Genomic DNA, 23,019 nt, shown 5'->3' on the forward strand with positions numbered 1-23,019 from the left:
GTCATACCAGAACGAGCAGGCTCTCGCCGCTCTCAACCGAAAGAGGAAGAGACTATGACAAAGACACCAGATATCGCCGCCATGATGAAAGACGTTATGGGCGCATTCCCAGTTGATACAACAGCCATGAACGATGCGTTCAAAACAACGGCTACATTGAATGAAAAACTGTCCGGCGTTGCGCTGACAGCTGCCGAGAAATCTGCAGAAATCTCCAGCAAATGGCAGAAAGAAACTCTGGCCAAGCTGGCAGAAATGTCGAAAGCCAAGACCGAGCCAGCCGATTACGCAAAAGCAATGACAGATTTCACATCTGCCTCTGCCGAAGTTGCAGCCGAGCACATGGCCGCATTCGCCGAGATCGCAAAATCCGTCCAGATGGACACAGTCGAGCTGATGATGGCTGCGGGCAAGAACATGTCCGAAGAAGCAACAGCTGCCGTGAAAAAAGCGACAGACGACGCGACAAAAGCTACGAAAAAAGCCACAGCGAAGTAATTCGCCGTCAGGTTAGAGCACTTTCATGAGTGTTAGGGCAGGCTTGCAAAAGTCTGCCCTTTCTTTGTGCCCTTTCTTTTTGAAACGCGCTGCCCTAAGCTGCAATGCAGCACGCAATTTGGGAAGGATCCACCGTGGCCGACACAGACAAGCCTCTGCTTATCAAGCGCTACGCCAGCCGGCGGCTTTATAACACCGAAACAAGCGATTACGTCACGCTTGAGGATATTTCGGGCTTTATCAGGGATGGGCGCGAAGTTCAGATCATGGATTTGAAATCCGGTGACGATCTGACGCGCCAATATTTGCTGCAGATCATTGCAGATCACGAAAGCCGTGGTGAATCGGTTTTGCCGGTTGATGTGCTCAATGATCTGGTGCGCAGTTACATGTCACCGGGCGCAAGCGTTGTGCCGCAGTTTCTGAAAGCCTCCTTTGACATGCTGCGCGACGGCCAGTCGCGGGTGTTGGAGAACATCAACACGATCAACCCGATGTCGAAAATGCCCGGGTTTGATGTGATGCAGGCCCAGCAGGAAGCCTTTATGAAAGCCATGACCGGAAATATCCCGGCAGCATGGCCCGGCATGCCCAAGAAAGAGCCGGAGAGTTCTGCCAAAGCGGGCAAATCCGCCAAGGATCAGGACGAGAGTCTGGACGCGATCAAGCAGCAATTGGCCGACTTGCAGGAAAAACTGTCCAAGCTGAAGTGATCCTGCGGACGCACTGACGTGCGATTTCTATTTTTTGATCCGGATAATGCCTGAGCCCACCCAGTTAAAGGGTGGGCTTTTTGCGCAAGGCTGATGCCTCTGGCGGGAGTTTATCGGGCAAAATGAAAGGCCGTGTTCAAGCGGCTTGGGTACCTGTGGCGGTTTGAAGCGCGCCCAGAAGAACGTCGATCACCGCATCAAGATCGTTCTGGGTGAGTTGGACGGGCAGGCGGACGTCGCAGGCGGCCATCAGCATTTTACGGGTCTGTGGAAGCTCTGGCAGGTTTTCGATGAATTGCCAGTTCCAGAAGGCGCGGGCGTTATCGGTGCTTTGGCCAAAGACCTGCACTTTGACACCTGCCGCAGCACTGGCGGCGGCAAAGGCGCGGATGGTGTCATCGTCCAGCCCGACCATATTGAACTGGATCGAGTCAGGTGCGCGGGTTTCCGGGGCCAGCGGGGCAGGGACATTGATATGGGGGGAGGCGTTCAGTTTGGCTGCGACATAGTCGTGGTTGCGCAGACCGTCGGCAACGCGGCGTGGCAATTGCGCAAGTTGCGGGCGCACAAGGGCTGCGGACAGGTTGTTGAGCCGCAGATTGTAGAGCGGCAGTTTGTTTTGCCAGCGGTCGCAGGCGTCAGCGATGCCTTGGTGTTTCTTCCAGTTATGTTCATAGGCACCGGACATGATAATCGCGCGTGCGATCAGGTCGGCATCATCGGTGATCATGATCCCGCCTTCGCCGGCGTTGACCATTTTGTAGGACTGGAAGGAGAAGCAGCCGATCTTGCCGATCATGCCGATTTTCTGGCCGTGCCATAGCGTGCCGAGCGAATGGGCCGCGTCTTCGATCACCGGGATGTTTGCCGCGTCACACAGCGCCATGATTGCGTCCATGTCGGAGGTATGGCCGCGCATATGGCTGATGATGACGGCATCAACCGAGGGCAGCTTGGCTTCGAAGTCTTTGATATCAATGCGGTAGTTATCGCCGACTTCGCATAGGACCGGCTGGCAGTTGGCATGGATCACCGATGAGGGCACCGCCGCGAAGGTGAAGCCCGGGATCAGAACCCGAGCATCTTTCGGCAGATCCAGCGCCATCAGCGACAGGAAAAGCGCGGCCGAGCAGGAGGAGACTGCAAGGGCGTAGCGGCTGCCCATCATCTGGGCGAATTCTGCCTCGAGCAGGGACACAGGTGCGTCGGCGGCTGCAGTATAGCGAAACAGATCGCCGGTTTGCAAAAGCCGTTCGATTTCGGCGCGGGCCTCTTGCGGGATGGCTTCGGCGCGGTGCATGTCTGGCAGGCTCATATTTCAAAATCCTGAATACTTGTTTTCAGAATTGTAAAACAAGCCTGCCCTCAGGCCAAGCGAATTCAGGAAGGGGCCGTGTTAAACATTTGTGACTAGAGGCCCAGTTTATCGCGCAAGCTGTACCAGGTCATCGCCAGTGTCAGCAAAGGTGTGCGCAGTGCGGCACCGCCGGGGAAGGGGGTGGTGGGGATCGTGCCCATCACATCGAACCCGTCACTGTCGCCCATTATGGCCTGCGCCATCAGTTGCCCTGCGTGGGTTGCCGTCCCGACCCCGTGGCCGGAATAGCCCGACGCTGACAGGATGTTCGGTGCCACGCGCGCAAGATAGGGCAGCCGTTTCATGGTAATGGCAAGGGTACCGCCCCACGCATAATCTATTGCCACGTCTTTGAGCTGGGGGAACACGACCGACATCGGTTTGCGGACTTTGGCTGCGATGTCGCTGGGGAATTTGTAGCCATAGCTTTCGCCGCCGCCAAACAGCAGCCGCCCGTCGTGGCTGAGCCTGAAGTAATTCACCACAAAACGGCTGTCAGCCACGGCGACGTCGCGGGGCAACACATCGCGCACCCGGTCGCCAAGCGGTTCGGTGGCGGCGATGAAATTGTTGATCGGCATCACGCGGGCAGCGACCTTGCGGTTCAATCCGCCCAGATAGCCGTTGCACGCCAATACCACATGGTCAGCCAGGACCTGCCCGCCATCGGTCTGAACCGTGACCTTTGCGCCTTCCTTGATGTGGTGCACTGCAGAGCCTTCATAGATCCGTACGCCCGCCTTTTGCGCGGCCCGTGCCAACCCCAGGGCAAGGTTGAGCGGATGCAGATGGGCGGCCCCCATATCCAGGATGCCCCCCTTGTAATCGGGCGAAGGGCAGACCGATTGCAGGGCGGCACGGTCCAAGACCTCGATCTGGTCATAGCCATAGTGGTTTCGCAGATGGTCCGCATAGTCGTGCAAATGGCGCAGGTCGCTGGCGGTGGATGCGGTCCAGGCGACACCGGGTTTCAGATGGCAATCGATGTCATGCTCGGCAATCAGGCCCTTGACCAAGGCCTTGGCATCTTCGCCCAAGTCCCACAGCTTTTTCGCATGATCAATGCCCAGCATCTTTTCCAGCGTGTCTTGCTCAACCCGCTGGCCGCTGCCCAACTGCCCGCCGTTGCGCCCGGACGCACCGAAACCCACCCGCTGGGCATCCAGTAAAACCACGTCGCGCCCCGCTTGGGCCAGATACAGCGCCGCAGACAGGCCGGTATAGCCGGCCCCCACAACGCAAACATCTGCCTTGGTTGCCCCTTTTAGGGGGGGGAACTGTTGCAAGGGCGTGGCCGTGGCCGCGTACCAGCTGTCAGGATAGGCGGCTTTTCTATCATTCGCATAAAGCAGGTTCATTGTAAAAAGGGCTCCTTCCCCCGCTTCCAAATGGTTTTAAATCCTCGCCGAAGGCATCCGCCACCGGCGACCGGATCAAACGTTCATCAATAGGTGCTCGCGTTCCCACGGGGAAATGACTTGCAGGAATTCATCGTATTCGGCGCGTTTGACGATGGCATAGACCCGGGCGAAATCAGGGCCCAGAACCTTGTGCATCTCGGTGGCTTCCTCGAACAAATCCAGCGCCGATCCCAAAACCTGCGGGATGTCACCGTCGCCTTCATAGGCGTCGCCCTTGAATTCCGGTCTGGGTTGCTTCTTTTCCATCAGGCCCAGATAGCCACAGGCCAAGGATGCCGCGATGCCCAGATAGGGGTTGCAATCCATGCCGGCCAGACGGTTTTCAACCCGGCGCGACGAAGGTTTGGACAGCGGGACGCGAATGCCGGTGGTGCGGTTGTCGCGGCCCCACTCCAGATTGATCGGGGCGGCGTGGTCTTTGACGTAGCGGCGATAGCTGTTCACATAAGGGGCCAGCACGGCCAGCGCATCGGGCATGTGGTTCTGCATACCGGCGATGAAGTGGTAAAACGCTTCCGTTTCATCCCCGTTCGAATCCGAAAAGATATTCTGGCCGGTTTCGATGTCCAGCACCGAATGGTGCATATGCATGGCGCTGCCGGGTTCGTCTTCGATCGGTTTGGCCATAAAGGTGGCATAGCAATCGTGACGCAGGGCGGCTTCGCGGATCAGACGTTTGAAATAGAACACTTCATCCGCCAGCCGCACGGGGTCGCCGTGGATCAGGTTGATCTCAAGCTGGCCGGCACCGCCTTCCTGCGTGATGCCGTCGATCTCAAACCCTTGGGCTTCGGCAAAGTCATAGATGTCGTCGATCACCGGCCCGAATTCGTCAACGGCGGTCATCGAATAGGCCTGACGCGCCGCAGCGGGGCGGCCAGAGCGGCCCATCATCGGTTTGATCGCATGGGCCGGGTCCAGATTGCGGGCAACCAGAAAGAACTCCATCTCGGGGGCGACAATGGGGTCCCAGCCTTGCTTGTGATAGAGGTCAACCACGCGTTTGAGCACATTGCGCGGGGAATATTCCACCACATTGCCATCGCGGTCATAGGCGTCATGGATCACCTGAAGCGTCCAGTCGGCTGTCCACGGTGCGGCAGTGGCGGTCGACATATCAGGGCGCAGGATCATGTCTTTTTCGATGAACCCTTCGGCCCCTGCCGCTTCGCCCCATTCACCGGTGATGGTCTGGTAAAAGATGCTGTCGGGCAGGTGGAAATATTCCTGCCGTTCGAATTTCTTGGCAGGCACGGCTTTGCCGCGCGCGATACCGGGCAGATCGGGGATGATGCATTCCACCTCATCCAGTCGTTTGCCTTCCAGATACTCTCGGGCGGCTTGGGGAAGGTCGTCAATCCAGTCGGACATTATGGTCTCTCTTTTTTGAAGAATTCGGCAATATGTTTCGCGATATCCGCGTTATTCGTGGGGGCATCCAGTCGCGTGGCCGCGGCTGACAGTTGCGCGTCGGGAACCACACCTTTACCGCGGGTGCGGATCAGCCCGTCGATGAAATCGGCGTTGAATTCGGGGTGGGGCTGGATCGTCCAGATCTGGTCATCATACAGCAGTGCCGCATTGGCGCAAAACTCGGATGATCCCACGACCTGCGCCCCTTGGGGCAGGGCGGTGACCTGATCCTGATGCCATGCGTTCAGGGCCATGGGTTGACCGTTCACGGTGTATTCGGTGCGCCCGACAGACCAGCCGCCCGCGAATTTTTCGACCTTGCCGCCAAGGGCCTGCGCAATGATCTGGTGGCCAAAGCAGATGCCGACCAGCGGGCGACCGGCGTCGCGAATGGCAAGGATCAGCTGTTCTAGTGGCGGAATCCAGTCGTGATCCTCATAGGCTCCGAATTTGGACCCGGTGATCAACCACCCGTCTGCATCCACCGCAGAATCCGGAAACTCGCCATCGACGACCGACCAGATCTGAAAGTCGAAATCATGCCCGCCCAGCAGTTTGGTGAACATTTCACCGTAGTCGCCCAACTGGTCTTTCATGTTGTCGGGGGAATGGCCGGTTTGAAGTATGCCGATTTTCATCACGGTGCCCTTATACGGTGTCGAGATATATCTCGACCTGTTCTTGTGGGGTAAGCTCTTGCATATAATGGAGTTCTTGGCGTTTCGTCAGGACAAAGTTGCGGATCAGTTCGGGCGCGAAAATCCGCGCGACCTCGGGCGAGGCTTCGAATTTATCGATTGCGGTTTTCCAGTCGCCGGGAATCTGGGGCAGGTTGGCGGCATAGGCGTTGCCGGTAATCGGGGGCGGCGGATCAATCGCGTCTTCGATCCCGTTTATCGCGGCCCCCAAGACGGCGGCCAACATCAGATAGGGGTTCACATCGCCGCCCGATACGCGATGTTCGATCCGCCGTGCCTTGTGGCTGCCCGAAGGCACACGAATAGAGGACGTGCGGTTTTCATAGGCCCATGAAATACCTGTGGGCGCATGGGCACCCGGCACCATCCGGTCAAAGCTGTTGGCGTGGGGCGCAAAAACCAGCGACGATCCGGCCATCGCATTCATGCACCCTGCAATGGCGTGGCGCATGATGGCCGTGCCGTCAGGGCCGCCATCGTCAAAGATGTTGTTGCCGTTCTTGTCGAGCACCGAAAAATGCGTGTGCAGGCCGGAGCCGGGATAATCCTCATAGGGCTTCGCCATAAAGCTGGCGGCAAAGCCGTGGCGGCGGGCAAGGCCTTTGACCAGCATCTTGAAGAACCACGCATCATCGGCGGCGCGCAGGGCATCATCGCAATGCATCAGGTTGATTTCGAACTGGCCCAAGCCGGCCTCGGAAATGGCGGTATCGGCGGGAATATCCATTTCTTCGCAAGCATCATACAGATCGGTGAAGAATTCATCGAACTGGTCCAGCGCGCGGATCGACAGGGTTTCGGCGGCCTTGCGGCGTTTGCCGGATCGCGGTGACATTGGCACCTGCAATTTGCGGCCCGAATCGTCGATCAGAAAGAATTCAAGCTCGACCGCGCAGACAGGGGTCAGGCCGCGGTCTTTGAAACGTTCCACAACGGCGCGCAAGGCATGGCGCGGGTCACCGGCATAGGGGCGGCCATCCTCGTGAAACATCCAGATCGGCAACAGGGCTGATGGCGCATCAAGCCATGGCATCGGCAAAAAACCGCGCTCGGTCGGGAACAATACGCCATCGGCATCGCCGCTTTCAAACACCAGCGGGCTGTCGTCGATGTCTTCGCCCCAGATATCAAGGTTGAGGACAGACATGGGAAAGCGCGTGCCGTCTTCGACGACCTTATCGGCAAAGCGTGTGGGGATACGTTTACCACGGGCCTGACCGTTCAGGTCGGCGGCGGCCACACGGATTGTGCGGACCTGAGGATGTTTGCGGAGCCAGTTTTTCATAACACACCTTGTAAGCGGCGGGCATGAAACGGGTTTTTCGAAGGTCGAAAACCGGGATTGACGCCCACGCGCCAAATAATTTGATCAAAAGATTGATACTACCGTATCAGATTGGGACGCAAGCGAATTTTCCGAATTTGATTTTGCGGCAGGTGTTTGTTCAGCCGGCGGTTGATCAGCCCGAAGACGCCGATGATAACCAGCGTCAACATGATGAAATACATCGCTAAAATCGGATAGGGCACAAAGGGGTTGAACGTTTTGTCGGCAAAATAGCTGGCATAATACAGCGCATCGCCGCGCTGTTGCAGTGCGGGAAAGCCGGTAAAGAACACCAATGTGGTCGCGTGAAACAGGAAAATCGCTTCGTTTGTATAGGCGGGCCATGCCAGCCGCAGCATCGTGGGCCAGATCACCCGCTTGAAACGCGGCCAGCCCGACATGCCATAGGCATCGGCGGCTTCGGTATCGCCCTTGGGAATGGAGTGCAGCGCGCCATAGAAAATCTCGGCGGAATAGGCGGAGGTGTTAAAGAACAAGACCACCAGCGCGCCCAGCCAAGCCGAGGTGAAGGCGTCAAAAAACGGATGCACGGATTTCAGGCTGAGAAACAGGAAGTAGCCAAAGAAGAACTGGATGAACAGCGGCGAGCCGCGAAAGATAAAGATGAACCATTCCGCCGGTTTGCGCAGCCACGGGTTCGGATTTGCCTTGGCCACGGCAAGGGCGGTTGCCAGCATAAAGCCGGACACCAGCGCGAAAAGCCCGAAATAGACGTTCCAGATCATGCCCGACCCGATCAGGGTGAACTGTTCACACAAGGTAAAGTCATTTCGCGGCAGCAAGCGTTCGCCGATTCCCAGAGAGCGGAGGCCGTAAGCCTGAACGGTTTCCCAGCAGCTCATGTCAGTGCCTTTCGCTGGGCTTCGCCACCGGCTGTGGCCTGGCCGCGCGTCAACCGGCGCATGATGCGGTCCAGCACGATTTCGGAGACACGGGTGAAGCACAGGTAAAATACCAGCAGCGCCAGAAAATACCACATGCGCCAGTCGGGGTGCGGAAAGTCGGTAAAGCGTGGCGTTTTCGCCCCGCCCAGTTCACGCGCCCAATAGACGATGTCTTCGACGCCCAGCAGGAACAACAGCGGCGTCGCCTTGATCAGCACCATCCACAGGTTGCCCAAACCGGGCAGGGCATAGACCCACATTTGCGGCACCAACACGCGCCAGAAGGTCTGGCGGGGCGACATGCCGTAAGCCTCGGCTGTCTCAAGCTGGGCATGTGGTACGGCGCGCATGGCCCCGTAAAGCACATTGGCCGAAAACGCCCCGAACACGATGGCAAAGGTCAGCACGGCCAGCGAAAACCCATAGGCTTCGTGGATCCATTGCGGGGAATTGCCCAAGGGCATCTTGGCCGCCTGACAGACAATGAAATCACTGCCCTGGCGCAGCGGTTCGTCCCAGTCGGGGCATTTGATCTTGTGACGCAGGTATTCGATGCCCTGATCCAGCGCGATCACAAAGAAAAGAAAGAAGGCAATGTCGGGCACGCCGCGCACGATGGCGATATAGCCACGGCCCAGCCATGACAGCGGCAAAATCCGCGACCGCGCGGCCATCGCCCCGCCAAAGCCAAAGGCCATCGCCGCAGGGGCCGTCACGGCCAGCAGCAAAAGCACGGTGCCGAACGCCCCATAGAACGCCAGATGCTTACCCGTGGTCAGGTAGCAGGTCAGCCAGGACAGGCCAGAAAGCGTTTGTGGATCGGTGCAGGCAAAAATAACGAAATGTCCCAAAAGGTTGCGCCGTTAGATGGCGTCTTGGTTTTGGATAAGGGGCGGGTGTGACGCCGCCCCCCATAGGATCAGAATTCTGAAATCAGAATGTTTTCGCGCCTTCGCCAAACCATTTGATGATCAGCTTGTTCAGGCTGCCGTCGTCCTTCATGGACTGGATGGCCGCGTTAAACTTGTCTTTCAGCTCGGTGTCGCTTTCGCGCAGGCCAAGGCCGATACCGCCGCCCAAAGGCACGTCATCGCCAACAAACATCAGCGCACCTGCGGATTCTTCGACAGTCGGTGCCAAAGCGTCCTTGTCAGCGAAAACAGCGTCGGCTTCGCCATTGTTCACGGCTGCAACGGTTTCGTCATAGGTTGCGAATTCCAGCAATGTGGCACCGGATTCGGCAACGTGGCCGGCTTGGATTGTGCTGGTTTGTGCAGCAACAACGCCACCTGCGATGTCCGCGTCAGCCGATTTCGCCGCATAGGCGGATGCCGCTGGCGGGAAGTAGTTCTGCGTGAAATCAATGACTTCTTCGCGGGCGTCTGTGATGCTCATGCCGGCGATGATGGTGTCATAGTTGCCGGATGTGAGGTTCGGGATGATGCTGTCCCATTCGTTTGTGACCCATTCGCAGGTCAGCTCGGCGCGGGCGCACAGTTCGTCGCCGACTTCGCGCTCGAAACCGTCAACTTCGCCGGCATCGTTCAGGAAGTTATAGGGAGGGTAGGCCCCCTCGGTTCCCATGCGGATGGTTTTGCCATGGGCGTCGGCCATTGCGAAACCGGTGCTCAGCGCGAGGGCGGCTGTCGCCAACAGTAGTTTTTTCATTTTGAAGTCTCCCAACTTACTCGTTCAATTTACGACACGTGGCCCGGTGACAGGAACCCACGCAGACGTTCCGATTTGGGTGCGCCGAACAGCTGGTCCGGTGCCCCTTGTTCTTCGATCAGGCCCTGATGCAGGAACACGACATGGTCGGACACATCGGCGGCCAGATTCATGTCATGGGTCACGATCAGCATGGTACGCCCTTCGGCTGCCAGATCTTTGATCACTTTGATCACTTCCTGCTCCAGCTCGGGGTCCAGTGCCGACGTGGGTTCGTCGAACAGCAGGGCCTCCGGTTCCATGCACAGGGCGCGGGCGATGGCGGCACGTTGTTGCTGGCCACCGGAAAGCTGGGCGGGATAGACATCGCATTTGTCGCCGATGCCGACCTTGTCCAGATAGGCACGGGCCGATTTTTCGACCTCGTCGCGGTCCCGGCGCAACACCGTCAGCGGGGCCTCCATCACGTTTTGCAGAATCGTCATATGGGCCCACAGATTGAACTGCTGAAACACCATCGACAGGTTCGTGCGGATGCGCAGCACCTGTTTGGGATCGGCGGGGCGGCGGTTATGCGCATCGCCCTTCCACTTCACCGGTTCCCCGTTAAAGATCAGATCCCCTTGCTGGCTGTCTTCCAGCAGGTTGCAGCAGCGCAGCAGCGTCGATTTGCCAGAACCGGACGAGCCGATCAGTGAAATCACATGCCCTTTGGGTGCCGTCATCGACACACCTTTCAAGACCTCCAAAGCGCCGTAGGCTTTGTGAAGGTTTCTGATCTCAATCACAGGGGGCTGTTGTGTCACGAGGCATCCTTGTTGCGCTGGTTGAGCGATTAAAGGTTATTCCGGGGGGAATTTGCAATCCGGAACTTGGTTTTTGCCTAAATAAACGGCGTTGACCATGCGTAAAGCCAAAGGCTTGTGCAAACTAGCCGCGGTCTTCGATCCGCTGGCGGGCCATCGCGCTGTCCGTGTCGGTCACACCCAGCAGGTTTGTCACCAATCGCAGCAGGGCGTTTTCCTCGTCAGAGCGTGTGCCGTCGGCCAGCACGACCGCCCATAGCGTCTCGATCACGCCAAGGCGCGCGTCATAGGGGACGGCATCCTTGATGGCGCGGGTAAAGCGGACGGTATCGGGGGCTTCGGTCTCGAGCACTTCGGCCCGGGCGCGCAGGGCTTCGGCATCAGCCGGGGTCAGGCCATAGCGGTTGGCGGTGATCTGGTCGATACGCGCCTTTTCAGCCGGGGCATAGTCATTGTCGGACTTGGCAATGCGGACCAAAAGGGCGGTCAGGGCCAGACGCGCATCGGCATCGGGCATTTGGGCGGGTTCGGGCTGTGTCAGCCGTTTTAGGAAATCTGCAAACATGAGGGTGATATAAAGCCGCCGCCAACAAAGGCCAAGCTTACAATGCCTTGAGCGCGTTTTCGCGGGCGGCTGCCATGTCCTGATCCGTCAGCCCAAGCGCTGTTTCAATGGCAAGCAGCTGGATTTCTTCGTCTTCGTCGCGGCCGCCATCCGCCAATGCCACAGACCACATCGCATCGCCAAGCGCCTTGCGGTCGGCATAGGGCACTTCCTCGCGCAGGATGGTGGCGAATTCCGGTGTGCCGGGGGCATGACGTTCCAACGCTTCGCAGGTGGCGCGCAGTTTGGCGGCATCCAGCGGCTTGAGGTTGAACGTGCGCCCAAGGATACGGTCGATCTGGCTTACTTCGGCTGCCCGGTAGCTTTTGTCGGCAAAGGCCACACGCACCAAAAGCGCCCCCAATGCCAGTTGCGGCGTGGGTTGGGGCAGGGGTTTGGGATCAGGTTTGCGACGTGGGAACAGGCGTTCGAACATGAGTGCTCACTAGGTGGTTTCGTTCAGGGTATTTAACACTGATTCTGCCGATCTGTTCCGCAAGAATCAGCGATGCAGAAAGACTGATGTATAAAGGACGCAACCCTTAGGGTGCATAGCCTTCGATGATGACCAAGGTGCCGTCCGACACGCTTGCGCGGATGTCTTTGGCCGCCTGATAACCGGCGCTTTCATAGCAGGCGATTGCATCGGCAAGGCTGGGGAATTCGACCACAACGATACGGGGCCGCGACGTGCCTTCGCGCACATCCGCAGTGGCACCGCGCACCAGAAACTTGGCACCGTAATCGGCAAAGGGTTTCGCATTTGCAGCGCGGTATTTGTCGTAAACAGCCGCGTCATGCACGTCTACATTGGCGATCCAGTAACCTTTGGGCATGGTGATTCCTTATCTTGGAAGGGATTTGAATTTCCCGGCCAGCTTAGCGGCTTCTTCCTTCAGACCATAGGGCGGGTTTATCACGAACATTCCCGATCCGATCATGCCATGCCCCGGACGGGCAGGGGCAAAGCCGACTTCGTGGCGCAAGGCATCAGGATGCGCGCCCATCAGCGCGCTGAGCATGGGCTGGTGCAGCTTGGAGGTCAGGATCGGGTACCAAAGCGCAATCACTCCGACGTTCCACGCCTTGGCCAGCTTGCCAATGTGGCGGGGGATATCGACATAGTCGGTCTTGATCTCGAAACTGGGGTCAATCAGCATCAATCCGCGCCGCGGGGTCGGGGGCGTCAACGCAAAGGCCATGTCGAACCCGTCGCGGTAGTGGCATTTGACGTTGAAAGGCGACATCGCAAGATCAAGCGCGCTGAATTCACCGGGATGCAGTTCGGCCAGATGGATGTTGTCGGTCTCGCGCAGCAATTTCGCCGCGATCAGGGGCGATCCGGGATAGGAATCGGGGCCGTGATCCTGTGCGACAGCATCCAGCACACGGGTATAGCGATGATCCTTGCCGAACCAGCCGCGGGCGCGCCCGATGCCCTGCACCGCCTCGCCGGTCTTGAGGGCGGGCGCATCCGACAGGTCGTAAAGCGCGCGACCCGCATGGGTTTCCATATAGGTCAGCGGTTTGTCCTTGCGGGTCATATAGCCCAACATCCACGCCAAAAGGCTGTGTTTGTGAACATCGGCCAAATTGCCCGCATGGTAGATATGTTGGTAACTTAGCATATTCGGCCGCCTTTTTCGAGATTAGACGAGCCGGGACATTTCCTTGGCCGCGCGGATGAAATCCTTGAACAACGGGTGCGGATCAAAGGGCTTGGACTTGAGTTCGGGGTGGAATTGCACGCCGATGAACCACGGGTGATCCGCCCATTCAACGATCTCGGGCAGCTTGCCATCCGGGGACATGCCCGAAAAAGTCATGCCGACTTTCTCGAGCTTCTCGCGGTAGGCCGTGTCGACCTCGTAGCGGTGACGGTGGCGTTCATCAATCGACGTCTTGCCGTAAATCTGGGCCACATGTGACCCTTCTTTCAGCGTCGCGTTATAGGCACCCAAACGCATGGTGCCGCCCTTGTCATCGCCGACTTTGCGTTCGACCTTGTGATTGCCCTGCACCCATTCCTTGAGGTGGTAAACAACCGGTTCAAAACGCTTTTTGCCCGAGGATTCGTGATCGAATTCTTCGGAACCGGCAGTGGCCAGACCGGCCACGTTACGCGCCGCTTCGATCACGGCCATTTGCATGCCCAGACAGATGCCCAGATAGGGGACCTTGTGTTCGCGCGCATATTGCGCGGCTTTGATCTTGCCTTCGGTGCCGCGTTCGCCAAACCCGCCGGGCACAAGGATCGCATGGTATCCTTCCAGATGCGGGCCAACATCTTCGGCTTTGTCGAATACTTCTGCATCGACCCATTCGACCTTGACCTTGACGCGGTTGGCCATGCCACCGTGGGTCAATGCCTCGGCGATGGATTTATAGGCGTCTTCAAGCTGGGTGTATTTCCCGACGATGGCCACGCGGACCTCGCCTTCGGGGTTGTGCACACGGTCAGACACATCGCGCCAGACAGCCAGATCGGGTTTTGGTGCGGGCGAAATCTGGAACGCGTCCAGCACGGCCTGATCCAGACCTTGGGCGTGATAGGCCAGCGGCGCATCATAGATGGTTTTCAGATCATATGCGGCAACAACGGCTTCTTTGCGCACGTTACAGAACAGGGCGATCTTTTCGCGCTCTTTTTCGGGGATCGGATGCTCGGACCGGCAGACCAGAATATCAGGCGCGATGCCGATGCTTTGCAATTCCTTGACCGAGTGCTGGGTCGGCTTTGTCTTCAACTCTCCGCTGGCAGCCAGATAGGGCAGCAACGTCAGGTGCATGAAAATGCATTGCCCGCGCGGCTTGTCGTGGCTGAACTGGCGGATCGCCTCAAAGAACGGCAGGCCTTCGATATCGCCCACTGTACCGCCGATTTCACAGAGCATGAAATCAACCTCGTCATCGCCGATATGCAGGAAATCTTTGATCTCATTGGTGACATGCGGGATCACCTGAATGGTTTTGCCCAGATAGTCGCCGCGACGCTCCTTTTCCAGAACCGTGGAATAGACACGGCCTGAACTGATCGAATCCGTCTTGCGCGCGGCCACACCGGTGAACCGTTCGTAATGGCCCAGATCAAGGTCGGTTTCAGCGCCGTCATCTGTCACGAAGACTTCGCCATGTTCAAAAGGCGACATCGTGCCGGGATCGACGTTCAGGTAAGGGTCCAGCTTGCGCAGACGTACCGAAAATCCCCGCGCTTGCAGCAATGCCCCCAAGGCGGCAGATGCCAGACCCTTGCCCAGGCTGGAAACCACACCGCCGGTGATGAAGATATAGCGTGCCATGTGATCGAAGACCCCCGTGAAGTTCAAATTTGATGTGGCAAAAGCCAGCCAAATGAGCTGCGTAAAACCGCAGCACCACGGGACTTAAGGCTAACAGATTTAGGATCGGTAAGGCAAGGCCAAGTCGCAACATCCTGTTACGAAACTTGGCCTTGCCTCAAGCTGTTGTAGGGATTGATTAATCCGCTGTCGGAACCTGTGGCGTGTTATCGGCAGGTGTCGGCGGCAGCAGGCTGTCGCCTTCTGGCAAGGCCGGTGCGTCGTTCTGTGCAGCCGGTGCGGCACCCAAACGATCAATAACCGACGATCCGGCGGATTTCTCCGCGGCAATGATGGTCAGGGTGATCGACGTGATGATGAAAAGAGTGGCCAGCACCCATGTGATCTTGCCCATGGCAGTCGCCGCGGACCGGCCGGATACGGCACCGCCGCCGCCGCCGCCCATACCAAGGCCGCCGCCTTCTGACCGCTGTAGCAAGACAACGGCGATCAGGCCGAGGGCCAGAATGAGATGGACGATCAGGACAACGTTTTCCATGAATACCTACGGCTTTGGTTTGAACTTTGGAGGTATCTAGGCATGTTTGACCATGGGGGCAAGTAACGATTGCCCCTTGCGCGGCTCAAGGCGCTCCGGATGGCATCGGCGCGCTTGGCCCAGCGGCCAAGACGCGCCGCCCGCCATCCCGCCTATTCAGTCTTCGACGTCGTCGACATCTGCCTGGCCTGACACCGCGCGGCGCACGATGCTCCAGCTCAGTCCGATGCCCAGCACAAAGCTGAGCGCCAGCAGCCCCAGCCAGACATTGAAGTCGGAGTTGTCGAGCCTGAGCACCCCGTAATCGAATAGGACCCAGAGCCCGGCGGCCACGACCGCCAGCACCAAGATCATGCCAAGCCCGCCGATGGACCGAAGGGTGGCGCGCAGATAGATGACATATCCGATGAAAAGAAGCAGACCCAGCAGTACTGCGATAGACATGTTCATATGCCCGTAATCGCGCACCCAATTGATGTAGTTATAGTCGGTCGGGTTGAAGGTGATTGCGAGAAGCGCATAGGCGCAGAGCCATCTGATGATAAAACCCATTCAATTTGTTCCCTTGCTTCTCTGGCTTCCAAATATCCTCGCCGAAGGCATAAAAGTCTATGGGAGCTTCGAAAGAATTCGCCTTCGGCGAGGATATTTATGAGCCAGAGAAGCGAAGATGTCATTTTGCAGTTTCGGTTCCATGCTGGCGCGGCTATACCGACGCGGGTTTGCACCGTTAAAGGAATATCATCATGGCCAATGTTGTTGTCGTAGGCGCTCAGTGGGGCGATGAGGGAAAAGGCAAAATTGTCGACTGGTTGAGCGAGCGGGCCGATGTGATCGCGCGCTTTCAGGGCGGGCATAATGCCGGGCACACGCTGGTTATTGACGGTAAGGTCTTTAAGCTGAGCTTGTTGCCATCGGGCATTGTGCGCGGGGGCAAGTTGTCGGTGATCGGCAATGGTGTCGTTCTGGACCCTTGGCATCTGGTCAAGGAGATTGCGATTCTGCGCGAGCAGGGTGTGACGATCACCCCTGAAACCTTGATGATTGCGGAAAATACGCCGTTGATCCTGCCTATTCACGGCGAACTTGATCGCGCGCGCGAAGATCAGACCAGCGTTGCCAAGATCGGCACAACGGGTCGCGGTATTGGGCCGGCTTATGAGGATAAGGTAGGTCGTCGGTCGGTTCGGGTTGCGGATCTGGCGGATGATGCCACGCTTGAGCTACGTGTTGACCGTGCCCTGGTGCATCATGATGCGTTGCGCCGCGGGCTGGGGCTTGAGCCGATTGACCGGGATGCCTTGCTGGCGGCCCTGCGCGAGATCGCGCCATCGGTGTTGGAATATGCGGCCCCTGTGTGGAAAGTGCTCAACGAGCAGCGCAAAGCCGGGAAACGGATTTTGTTCGAGGGCGCGCAAGGTGCGTTGCTTGATATCGATTTTGGCACCTATCCCTTTGTTACGTCATCGAATGTGATTGCCGGTCAGGCCGCGACGGGCACGGGAATAGGGCCAGGGTCCATCGATTTTGTCCTTGGAATTGTTAAGGCCTATACCACCCGCGTTGGCGAAGGGCCGTTTCCGGCAGAGCTGCATGATGCGGACGGGCAGCGTTTGGGCGAGCGGGGCCATGAATTTGGCACCGTGACCGGGCGCAAGCGCCGCTGTGGTTGGTTTGACGCAGTACTGGTACGCCAGACCTGTGCCACATCCGGTGTGAACGGCATCGCCTTCACCAAGCTGGACGTGCTTGACGGGTTCGAGACGCTCAAGATCTGTACGGGGTATGAGCTGGACGGTGCGACGCTTGAGTATCTGCCAACGGCGGCAGACCAGCAGGCCCGCTGCACCCCGATTTACGAGGAAATGCCCGGCTGGTCCGAATCGACCGAAGGGGCGCGAAGCTGGGCTGATCTTCCCGCCAATGCGATCAAATACGTGCGGCGCGTCGAAGAGTTGATTGGCTGCCCCGTTGCCTTGCTGTCGACCTCGCCCGAACGGGAAGACACGATTCTGGTTACGGATCCCTTTGCCGATTAGGTTTGACTTTGGGCGGTGCGACATCACCTGAAGGGATGCGCACCGCAACAGGAGAGTGACAATGGCATTGAGTTACAAGGCGCGACGCAGGTGGTCGCTGGTCATTCTATTGATCGGATTGCCCGCCTACATCATCGCGGCTGTCGCGGTGATTGCGTTGTTTGACAGGCCGCCTTTCTGGATCGAGCTTGTGGTCTATGTCGGGCTGGGCATCATTTGGGCGATACCGTTCAAGTTTGTGTTCAAGGGGGTCGGCCAGGAAGACCCGCAAAAAGCCGACACCCCGAAATAGAAAACGGCCCCACATCGGGGGCCGTTTTTTTTCGTCTTGTCACACCTGGTTGGCGACAGATTTAGCCAGCGGCGCGTTCTTCGGGTTGGAAACCGATGTCATCGGATGCTTTGAACCGGCCGCCATCAAGCTTCTTCAGCTTGCCTGCGCGCAGCAATTGACGAAAGGATCGCAGCCCTTCTTCGCGGCTGAACTCTTCTTGTTCGACCTGACGCACGGTGTTCATCAACTGCGGACGGGAGAACTGATCCAACCCTTCGACAAAGGACATATAGGCGGCTGCGGCTTCCAACAGTTCGGACAGGGTGGATGCGCCCATGTCGGATGCGAATTCGGCAAAGCCACCATCGACGGATGTTGCGGATGATTCGACAGCTGCCACCGCTGCCACACGGCGGGGGCGCACGGGGGCTGCCGGTTTGGCCGCATTGGTGTCGATTCGCTGCTCGGCCACCAGTTTCAGGGGGGCAGGGCGTGCTTCGGCGGGGCGTTCCGTGCGCAGCGACGGGCTGGCCGGGCGGCGTGGTTTTACCACTTCGGCCAGATCACTGCGGTAAGCTTTGCCATCGGTATCCGGCGCATCGGCTGTGCCAAGGGCGATGTCGGCCTTTTTCGCGGCGACGGCTGCACGCAGATGCGAGATGGCATCGCGGCGCACGGCGCTTTCCGGATCGTCCATCTGATTGTCGGTTTCGGCCAAAAGGCGGCTCATGTCCGACCCTTTTCCATCCTCCAAAGACGGCAGTTTACGGCGCGGTTCCGCGTCTTGCGGGGCTTCGTCTGTGGCGACGTTACCTGACAGGCCAGCTTCGACTTCGGCCAGTTCGCGCGCCAGTTCGTCTTCCTCTTCTTTCGAGAGGGAGGATTCGGTTTCTGCGCCGGCGGTTTCTGTTTGGGCTGTTTCCTGCGCGGTGTCTTCCCGGATGCTCTCTAGGTCTTCGTCGAGGATGGATTCAACCGATGTTTCGTCGGCGTCGTCCAGATATTCCTCAAGGTCACCCTTGGCGAGTGCATTGTCCAGATCGGCGCGCTTGACCTTGATCACGCGGCCACGGGGGGCTGCGGCTTCGGGGGTTTCAAACAGGTTTTCAGCGGCAACATCGTCTTCGGTGGCGGTGTCATCTTCGGCAATGAGGCTGTCTTGCTGGTCATCTTCGGATGTGGTTTCGGCGTCAAGACGGCTCAGCAGGGCGCTGACGTCATCATCATCGTCGTCGGAAATTGCGGCCTCGGTTGCGTCATCGGCATCAAGCGCGGTTTCGATATCTTTTACAGCGTCGGCAACGAATTCCCGGTTTTCGACTTTGCGGGCCGGTTCTTCTTCGGCGTGCTCGTCCTCGGTATAGTCGGCCTCGATGACTTCGACTTCCTGACGGGACACGACAGAGCGGATGCGCTGCAATTTTGCGGCGATGCTGCTGTTGACCGGTGCCTCGGAAGGATCGCGAAGCGCGTCCTGATTTGCAGGTGCCGGGCTGGCGTGTTCGTCGAAAAATGCCTTGATATCCTCGTCGGGCTGACCGGGGACGATATCGACATCGCTCAGATCAACTTCTGGCGCAGCTTGTTCGGGCGCAGCAGGGGCAGGCTTGGAGATTTCAGCCTGATCGGCCACGGGGTGTTCTGCGGGCGCGGCTTGCGCTGGTGCGGCATCCGCCGGTTTGACCTCTGCAACAGGCTTGGCATCCGCTTGCGCCTCGGGGGCTTTCGCTTGCGCGGCGGCTTCTTTGGTCTGTGCGGCAGCGCTATCCAGGGCGTTCATTCTAAAGGCATCGTAATACCCCGACAGCTCATTCGGGCGACGCGGTGCAAAGGAGGTGGACACAATGGATGTGCCGCCCGCAACCGGAAGCATCATGCTGCTTAGCGGCGCGCTTGGGACCGGCGGGCTTGCGGGTTCTGCCTCCTCGCGGGCTTTCAGGACAATCTGGCCGTCCTGCTGATGCGCCACCACTTTGCGCGAAATTTCTTTCTGCGCGATATGGGCCAGCATTTCTGCATCCGGCTGCGGCGGCTCTGCCCCGAAATAGCGGTCTTCTGACGCAAGATCCCGGAAATACTCTGCGATCGCCTTCATTGTACCGAATGAATCGTCGAAGCCCTCCAACGTACACGAGAACGTGCCGTATGAGACCGTCAGAATTTTGTTGTTATTCATCATCGGATGCTCGTCCTCTGCGGTTTTGCAGCTTACTGTTTACCATAGTGTTCTAGACGAAAGCGGATCGAATCTGTGCCCAAGCCAGTATCATTTAGTGTCATCATTGTGGTCGTTTTCCAAAAACAGGGGAAAAAGCCTTGAAACGGCACATTGTCGCCAGCTTTGACCCAATCACGCTTGTCGGTGGTGGGGATGCGGATATCGAACAGCTTGCGGATGCACTTGATATTGCACCCGTTTGTGTGGCTGCCGATCGGGGGGCTGAATTGGCCCGCCGGGCCAATGTGCCGCTTCGGGCCGTTATCGGTGATATGGATTCCATCTCGGCAGACACTCTTTCGCAGATCCCCCCAGACCGGCAAATTAGAATAAGTGAACAGGAAACGACCGATTTTGACAAGGCCCTTCGCCATATTGACGCGCCGCTGGTCATCGGTGTCGGTTTTTTGGGCGGGCGTCTGGATCACCAGCTGGCCGCATTGCACATATTGGCGGTTCATGCGCACCGCCCCTGTATTCTGCTTGCCCAGACCGAGATTCTTTTCATCGCCCCCCCCGCAATCACGGTGCCTACAACAGCGGGGGATGTCATATCTATCATGCCGCTGGCCCCGGTGGCCGGGCGCAGCACGGGGCTGGAATGGCCGATTGACGGCATCAACTTTGATCCGCTGTCACGCATTGGCACCTCGAACCGCGCGACGGGGGCCTTCACCCTCGAGATGGCGCAGCCCCATGCGGTGCTGATCCTGCCGCGCCGGCTTATTCAGCCGGTTGCGCAAGCGCTTGTTTCTGTAGACGCCGTTGGATGGCCCCTTCGCGGATGATGATATAAAGCCCCGCGGCCATCGTGATCATGATGCCCAATGAGGCCAGCGGGTTCGGCAGATCGCCAAAGATCAGCAGACCGATAAAGGTCGCAATCGGGATTTCGAGATATTGCATCGGCGCAAGCGTGGCCGAGGGCGCATAGCGCAGCGACCAGGTCATCAACAGATGCGCCACACTGCCCAGCACCCCGATTGCCAGCAAAAGCGACCATTCCAACGCGTCGGGTGTGATCATTTCTACCGCCGCGATGTCCAGTTTCGGCCCGATCCAGATCAAGGGCAGCATCAGCGCCACCGCCATGGCCCCGCTGATGGCTTGCAGGCCGATCGGATCGGTCTGTTTGGCGATCTTGCGGGTCACCAGCATGAAGACCGAAAAATTGGCGGCGACAAACACCGGCAAAAGTGCGGGCCACCCGACCTCGGCAAAGCTGGGTTGCACCACCAGCAACGTGCCGATGAACCCGACGATGCAGGCCATGAGCCGTCTGCTGCCCACTTCTTCGGACAGGACATATTTGCCCAACAGCAACATGAAAAACGGCATCACAAACACAATCGCCACCGCATCGGCAAGCGGCAGATAGATCAGCGCGGTAAACATCGCGGCAATGCCCAGAATATGCAGCAAGGTGCGCAAGAAGGTCAGCCACAGCGTCATGCCCGTCATCCGCCACGTCCGATCCGTCAGAAAGACAATTGGCATGAGCAAGATCAGCTGGACCGCAAACCGCACCAAAACAACCTGGGCAAGCGGCACGGAAGCCCCCAGCAGCTTCGCCACAGCATCGCCAATCGGGGCAACAATGCAAAAACCAAGCATCAAAATGATGCCGATTAAGGGTCTGTCTGCATGTATCATTGGGTTGTTCTGGTTCAATTCAATCAACTATAGGATGTATTAAGGCTTTTTTAGCGTGAAATGCAAAAGCTTTCTTTATTTCGCATGGCGGTCAGTGGCCGGCTTTTCAGGCATCTAGGCAGCCGGCCTGTCCAGCAAGACACAATTGCGGCCCATATTTTTTGCGGCATAAAGCGCCTTGTCCGCGCGGTCGATTGCCGCATTTGAAATGTCGTCGCCAGCCAGGTCCGAACGGGAAATCAGGCACAATCCGATGCTGATTGTGACGGTCAATAACTTGGCAGAGCCGGGAATAACAAAGGGCGTGCGCTCAAACGCCTGGCGCAGCCGGTTGGCCACAGCGGTTGCCTCCGCTTCATTCGTGCCGGGCAGCAGCAGCAGGAATTCCTCGCCGCCGATCCGGGCCGCCATATCCGACGGGCGCAGATGCGTGCGCAGACGGCGGGCGGTTTCAACCAGCACAGCATCGCCTGCGGCATGGCCGTGTTCATCATTTATGCGCTTGAAATGATCCATATCGGCCATCATCACAGCAAAGGGCAGATCGTCTGAGGTCGCTTGCCGTGTCTGGCGGGTCATCTCGGCCAGGCCATAGCGGCGGTTATAAAGGCCGGTGAGCGGGTCAAATATCGCTTCGCGCAGGCCCAGTTCGACACTTGCGCGGATGCGGTCGATCTGGCGTTTGCGTTCCAGCAGGGCCGATAGCCGCAAATGCAGTTCTTTGACGTCAAAGCCTTGGGGCATCAGATCGTCCGCGCCCAGATCAAGCGCAATGGCCGCGACATCGGCGTTCTGGTCGGTTTGCACCACAATGATCCCGCAATGGCGGGTGCCCGCATTGGCGCGGATTGACGATATCAGGTGCATTTGATCGGTGACGCTGGTCTTGTCCGGTGTCAGCGCCAATACAAAAACGTCCGGCATCCCTTCGCCGGTCAGACGGGTCATCGCCTCTCCGACAGCGGAAACCGAAATCTTGTTCAGGTTATCCTGCCGCAGTTGCGCCGCCCAGATGTGGTTCAGCGCCTTGTCGGACCCGACAAGCTGGATATGCCCCGACATCTGGAAACACGCCGGTGGGTCGGCCAGACCAAAGGCGTGGCCGGTTTCGGCGCGCATCTGCCATTCTTCGGGGGAGTGATACAGACGGATCAGGCTGCGCACGCGGCTGAGCAAGAAGGCATCGACAAGCGGCTTGATCAGAACATCCTGCGCACCGCGCGACAAAAACCGCTGGCGCAAGGCGGAATCCCCCGTTTCGCCGATGGCGATCACAGGGGTGCGTTGTCCGCCTGCCTTCGGGGCCAGCCCGTCCAGAAGGGCCGTAGCGTCTGCATCACAAAGGTAGAATGCGGTTATGATAAGGTCCGGAGGGTCGTGATATGCCAGCGCCAATGCTTCGGCAACGCTGGTGGCCTGGCGCACATCAAAAAATGCAGTGCCCAATTTGGTCTTTAAAAGAATTCTGTTTGTGGCGATCGGATCAACGATCAGGATCTTGCCTTGCACTTGTTTTCCTTCCCCACAAAAATTATCAGAACAGGTGCTCTCTTGTTGATCGAATTAGTTAACAAAGTGTTGCCAAGAA

At 58.2% G+C, this 23,019-nt stretch carries 24 protein-coding genes; 5 read left to right on the plus strand and 19 right to left on the minus strand.

The window, feature by feature from the left end; genetic code table 11:
• Positions 1–54 precede the first annotated feature (54 nt).
• Positions 55–498: a phasin, PhaP gene (locus tag ACSQ13_RS03070; protein WP_176248487.1), complete on the plus strand. Its 444-nt coding sequence runs from the start codon at positions 55–57 to the stop codon at positions 496–498.
• A gap of 134 nt (positions 499–632) precedes the next feature.
• The gene (gene phaR, locus ACSQ13_RS03075; RefSeq protein WP_176248486.1) at positions 633–1,211 is read left to right on the plus strand and encodes a polyhydroxyalkanoate synthesis repressor PhaR; all 579 of its coding nucleotides are present in this window, start codon (positions 633–635) and stop codon (positions 1,209–1,211) included.
• 136 nt (positions 1,212–1,347) lie between these two features.
• Here phaR and ACSQ13_RS03080 read toward each other — a convergent pair whose 3' ends face one another.
• The 16 genes from ACSQ13_RS03080 to ACSQ13_RS03155 form a co-directional block, all read right to left on the minus strand.
• Entirely contained in the window at positions 1,348–2,526 is a 1,179-nt protein-coding gene (locus ACSQ13_RS03080) for a DegT/DnrJ/EryC1/StrS family aminotransferase (RefSeq protein ID WP_295509598.1), read from the minus strand.
• A 95-nt stretch (positions 2,527–2,621) separates the two neighbouring features.
• Positions 2,622–3,926 carry an NAD(P)/FAD-dependent oxidoreductase gene (locus ACSQ13_RS03085; protein WP_176248484.1) on the minus strand — a complete coding sequence of 435 codons (1,305 nt, stop codon included), beginning with the start codon at positions 3,924–3,926 and terminating at the stop codon, positions 2,622–2,624.
• Between the two features lie 75 nt (positions 3,927–4,001).
• Positions 4,002–5,360 carry a glutamine synthetase family protein gene (locus tag ACSQ13_RS03090; RefSeq protein WP_176248483.1) on the minus strand — a complete coding sequence of 453 codons (1,359 nt, stop codon included), beginning with the start codon at positions 5,358–5,360 and terminating at the stop codon, positions 4,002–4,004.
• Positions 5,360–6,040 (minus strand): type 1 glutamine amidotransferase, encoded by a 681-nt coding sequence (locus tag ACSQ13_RS03095; RefSeq protein ID WP_295509602.1) that lies wholly within the window; start codon positions 6,038–6,040, stop codon positions 5,360–5,362. Before ACSQ13_RS03095 ends, ACSQ13_RS03090 begins: the two co-directional genes overlap by 1 nt.
• A gap of 10 nt (positions 6,041–6,050) precedes the next feature.
• On the minus strand, positions 6,051–7,385 hold the full coding sequence (locus ACSQ13_RS03100; RefSeq protein WP_176248481.1) for a glutamine synthetase family protein: 1,335 nt from the start codon (positions 7,383–7,385) through the stop codon (positions 6,051–6,053).
• 98 nt (positions 7,386–7,483) lie between these two features.
• Positions 7,484–8,290, minus strand: a complete 807-nt coding sequence (locus ACSQ13_RS03105; RefSeq protein ID WP_295509605.1) for an ABC transporter permease — start codon at positions 8,288–8,290, stop codon at positions 7,484–7,486.
• Positions 8,287–9,093, minus strand: a complete 807-nt coding sequence (locus tag ACSQ13_RS03110; protein WP_255200086.1) for an ABC transporter permease — start codon at positions 9,091–9,093, stop codon at positions 8,287–8,289. Before ACSQ13_RS03110 ends, ACSQ13_RS03105 begins: the two co-directional genes overlap by 4 nt.
• A 172-nt stretch (positions 9,094–9,265) precedes the next feature.
• Positions 9,266–10,000 carry a transporter substrate-binding domain-containing protein gene (locus ACSQ13_RS03115; protein WP_176248479.1) on the minus strand — a complete coding sequence of 245 codons (735 nt, stop codon included), beginning with the start codon at positions 9,998–10,000 and terminating at the stop codon, positions 9,266–9,268.
• A 29-nt stretch (positions 10,001–10,029) separates the two neighbouring features.
• The gene (locus tag ACSQ13_RS03120; protein ID WP_217902969.1) at positions 10,030–10,806 is read right to left on the minus strand and encodes an ABC transporter ATP-binding protein; all 777 of its coding nucleotides are present in this window, start codon (positions 10,804–10,806) and stop codon (positions 10,030–10,032) included.
• Between the two features lie 124 nt (positions 10,807–10,930).
• The gene (locus tag ACSQ13_RS03125) at positions 10,931–11,371 is read right to left on the minus strand and encodes a TerB family tellurite resistance protein (RefSeq protein ID WP_176248478.1); all 441 of its coding nucleotides are present in this window, start codon (positions 11,369–11,371) and stop codon (positions 10,931–10,933) included.
• Positions 11,372–11,408: 37 nt separating this feature from the next.
• On the minus strand, positions 11,409–11,846 hold the full coding sequence (locus tag ACSQ13_RS03130; RefSeq protein ID WP_176248477.1) for a TerB family tellurite resistance protein: 438 nt from the start codon (positions 11,844–11,846) through the stop codon (positions 11,409–11,411).
• A gap of 106 nt (positions 11,847–11,952) precedes the next feature.
• The gene (locus ACSQ13_RS03135) at positions 11,953–12,246 is read right to left on the minus strand and encodes a DUF1330 domain-containing protein (RefSeq protein ID WP_176248476.1); all 294 of its coding nucleotides are present in this window, start codon (positions 12,244–12,246) and stop codon (positions 11,953–11,955) included.
• A 9-nt stretch (positions 12,247–12,255) separates the two neighbouring features.
• Positions 12,256–13,038: a 23S rRNA (adenine(2030)-N(6))-methyltransferase RlmJ gene (gene rlmJ, locus ACSQ13_RS03140; RefSeq protein ID WP_176248475.1), complete on the minus strand. Its 783-nt coding sequence runs from the start codon at positions 13,036–13,038 to the stop codon at positions 12,256–12,258.
• A 21-nt stretch (positions 13,039–13,059) separates the two neighbouring features.
• Entirely contained in the window at positions 13,060–14,709 is a 1,650-nt protein-coding gene (locus ACSQ13_RS03145; protein WP_295509612.1) for a CTP synthase, read from the minus strand.
• Between the two features lie 178 nt (positions 14,710–14,887).
• Positions 14,888–15,247 (minus strand): preprotein translocase subunit SecG, encoded by a 360-nt coding sequence (gene secG / locus ACSQ13_RS03150; protein WP_176248473.1) that lies wholly within the window; start codon positions 15,245–15,247, stop codon positions 14,888–14,890.
• 156 nt (positions 15,248–15,403) lie between these two features.
• Entirely contained in the window at positions 15,404–15,799 is a 396-nt protein-coding gene (locus tag ACSQ13_RS03155; protein ID WP_176248472.1) for a DUF6524 family protein, read from the minus strand.
• A 194-nt stretch (positions 15,800–15,993) separates the two neighbouring features.
• Between ACSQ13_RS03155 and ACSQ13_RS03160 the strand changes: the two genes are divergently transcribed.
• Together ACSQ13_RS03160 and ACSQ13_RS03165 are read left to right on the plus strand one after the other, a co-directional pair.
• A complete protein-coding gene (locus ACSQ13_RS03160) occupies positions 15,994–17,286 on the plus strand; it encodes an adenylosuccinate synthase (RefSeq protein WP_176248471.1) in 1,293 nt (430 codons plus the stop codon).
• A gap of 61 nt (positions 17,287–17,347) precedes the next feature.
• Positions 17,348–17,578, plus strand: a complete 231-nt coding sequence (locus tag ACSQ13_RS03165) for a DUF2842 domain-containing protein (RefSeq protein ID WP_176248470.1) — start codon at positions 17,348–17,350, stop codon at positions 17,576–17,578.
• 61 nt (positions 17,579–17,639) lie between these two features.
• Here ACSQ13_RS03165 and ACSQ13_RS03170 read toward each other — a convergent pair whose 3' ends face one another.
• Positions 17,640–19,739 carry a hypothetical protein gene (locus ACSQ13_RS03170; protein WP_295509618.1) on the minus strand — a complete coding sequence of 700 codons (2,100 nt, stop codon included), beginning with the start codon at positions 19,737–19,739 and terminating at the stop codon, positions 17,640–17,642.
• A 137-nt stretch (positions 19,740–19,876) separates the two neighbouring features.
• Here ACSQ13_RS03170 and ACSQ13_RS03175 point away from each other — a divergent pair, with 137 nt between their 5' ends.
• Positions 19,877–20,566 (plus strand): thiamine diphosphokinase, encoded by a 690-nt coding sequence (locus tag ACSQ13_RS03175; RefSeq protein ID WP_295509620.1) that lies wholly within the window; start codon positions 19,877–19,879, stop codon positions 20,564–20,566.
• Here ACSQ13_RS03175 and ACSQ13_RS03180 read toward each other — a convergent pair.
• Positions 20,502–21,431: a DMT family transporter gene (locus ACSQ13_RS03180; RefSeq protein ID WP_295509623.1), complete on the minus strand. Its 930-nt coding sequence runs from the start codon at positions 21,429–21,431 to the stop codon at positions 20,502–20,504. The two genes, ACSQ13_RS03175 and ACSQ13_RS03180, sit on opposite strands and share 65 nt — an antisense overlap.
• Before the next feature lie 114 nt (positions 21,432–21,545).
• Positions 21,546–22,940: a diguanylate cyclase gene (locus ACSQ13_RS03185; protein WP_176248466.1), complete on the minus strand. Its 1,395-nt coding sequence runs from the start codon at positions 22,938–22,940 to the stop codon at positions 21,546–21,548.
• Between the last annotated feature and the right edge of the window lie 79 nt (positions 22,941–23,019).

The sequence above is a fragment of the Sulfitobacter sp. SH22 genome (assembly GCF_965641905.1).
Lineage (GTDB): Bacteria > Pseudomonadota > Alphaproteobacteria > Rhodobacterales > Rhodobacteraceae > Sulfitobacter.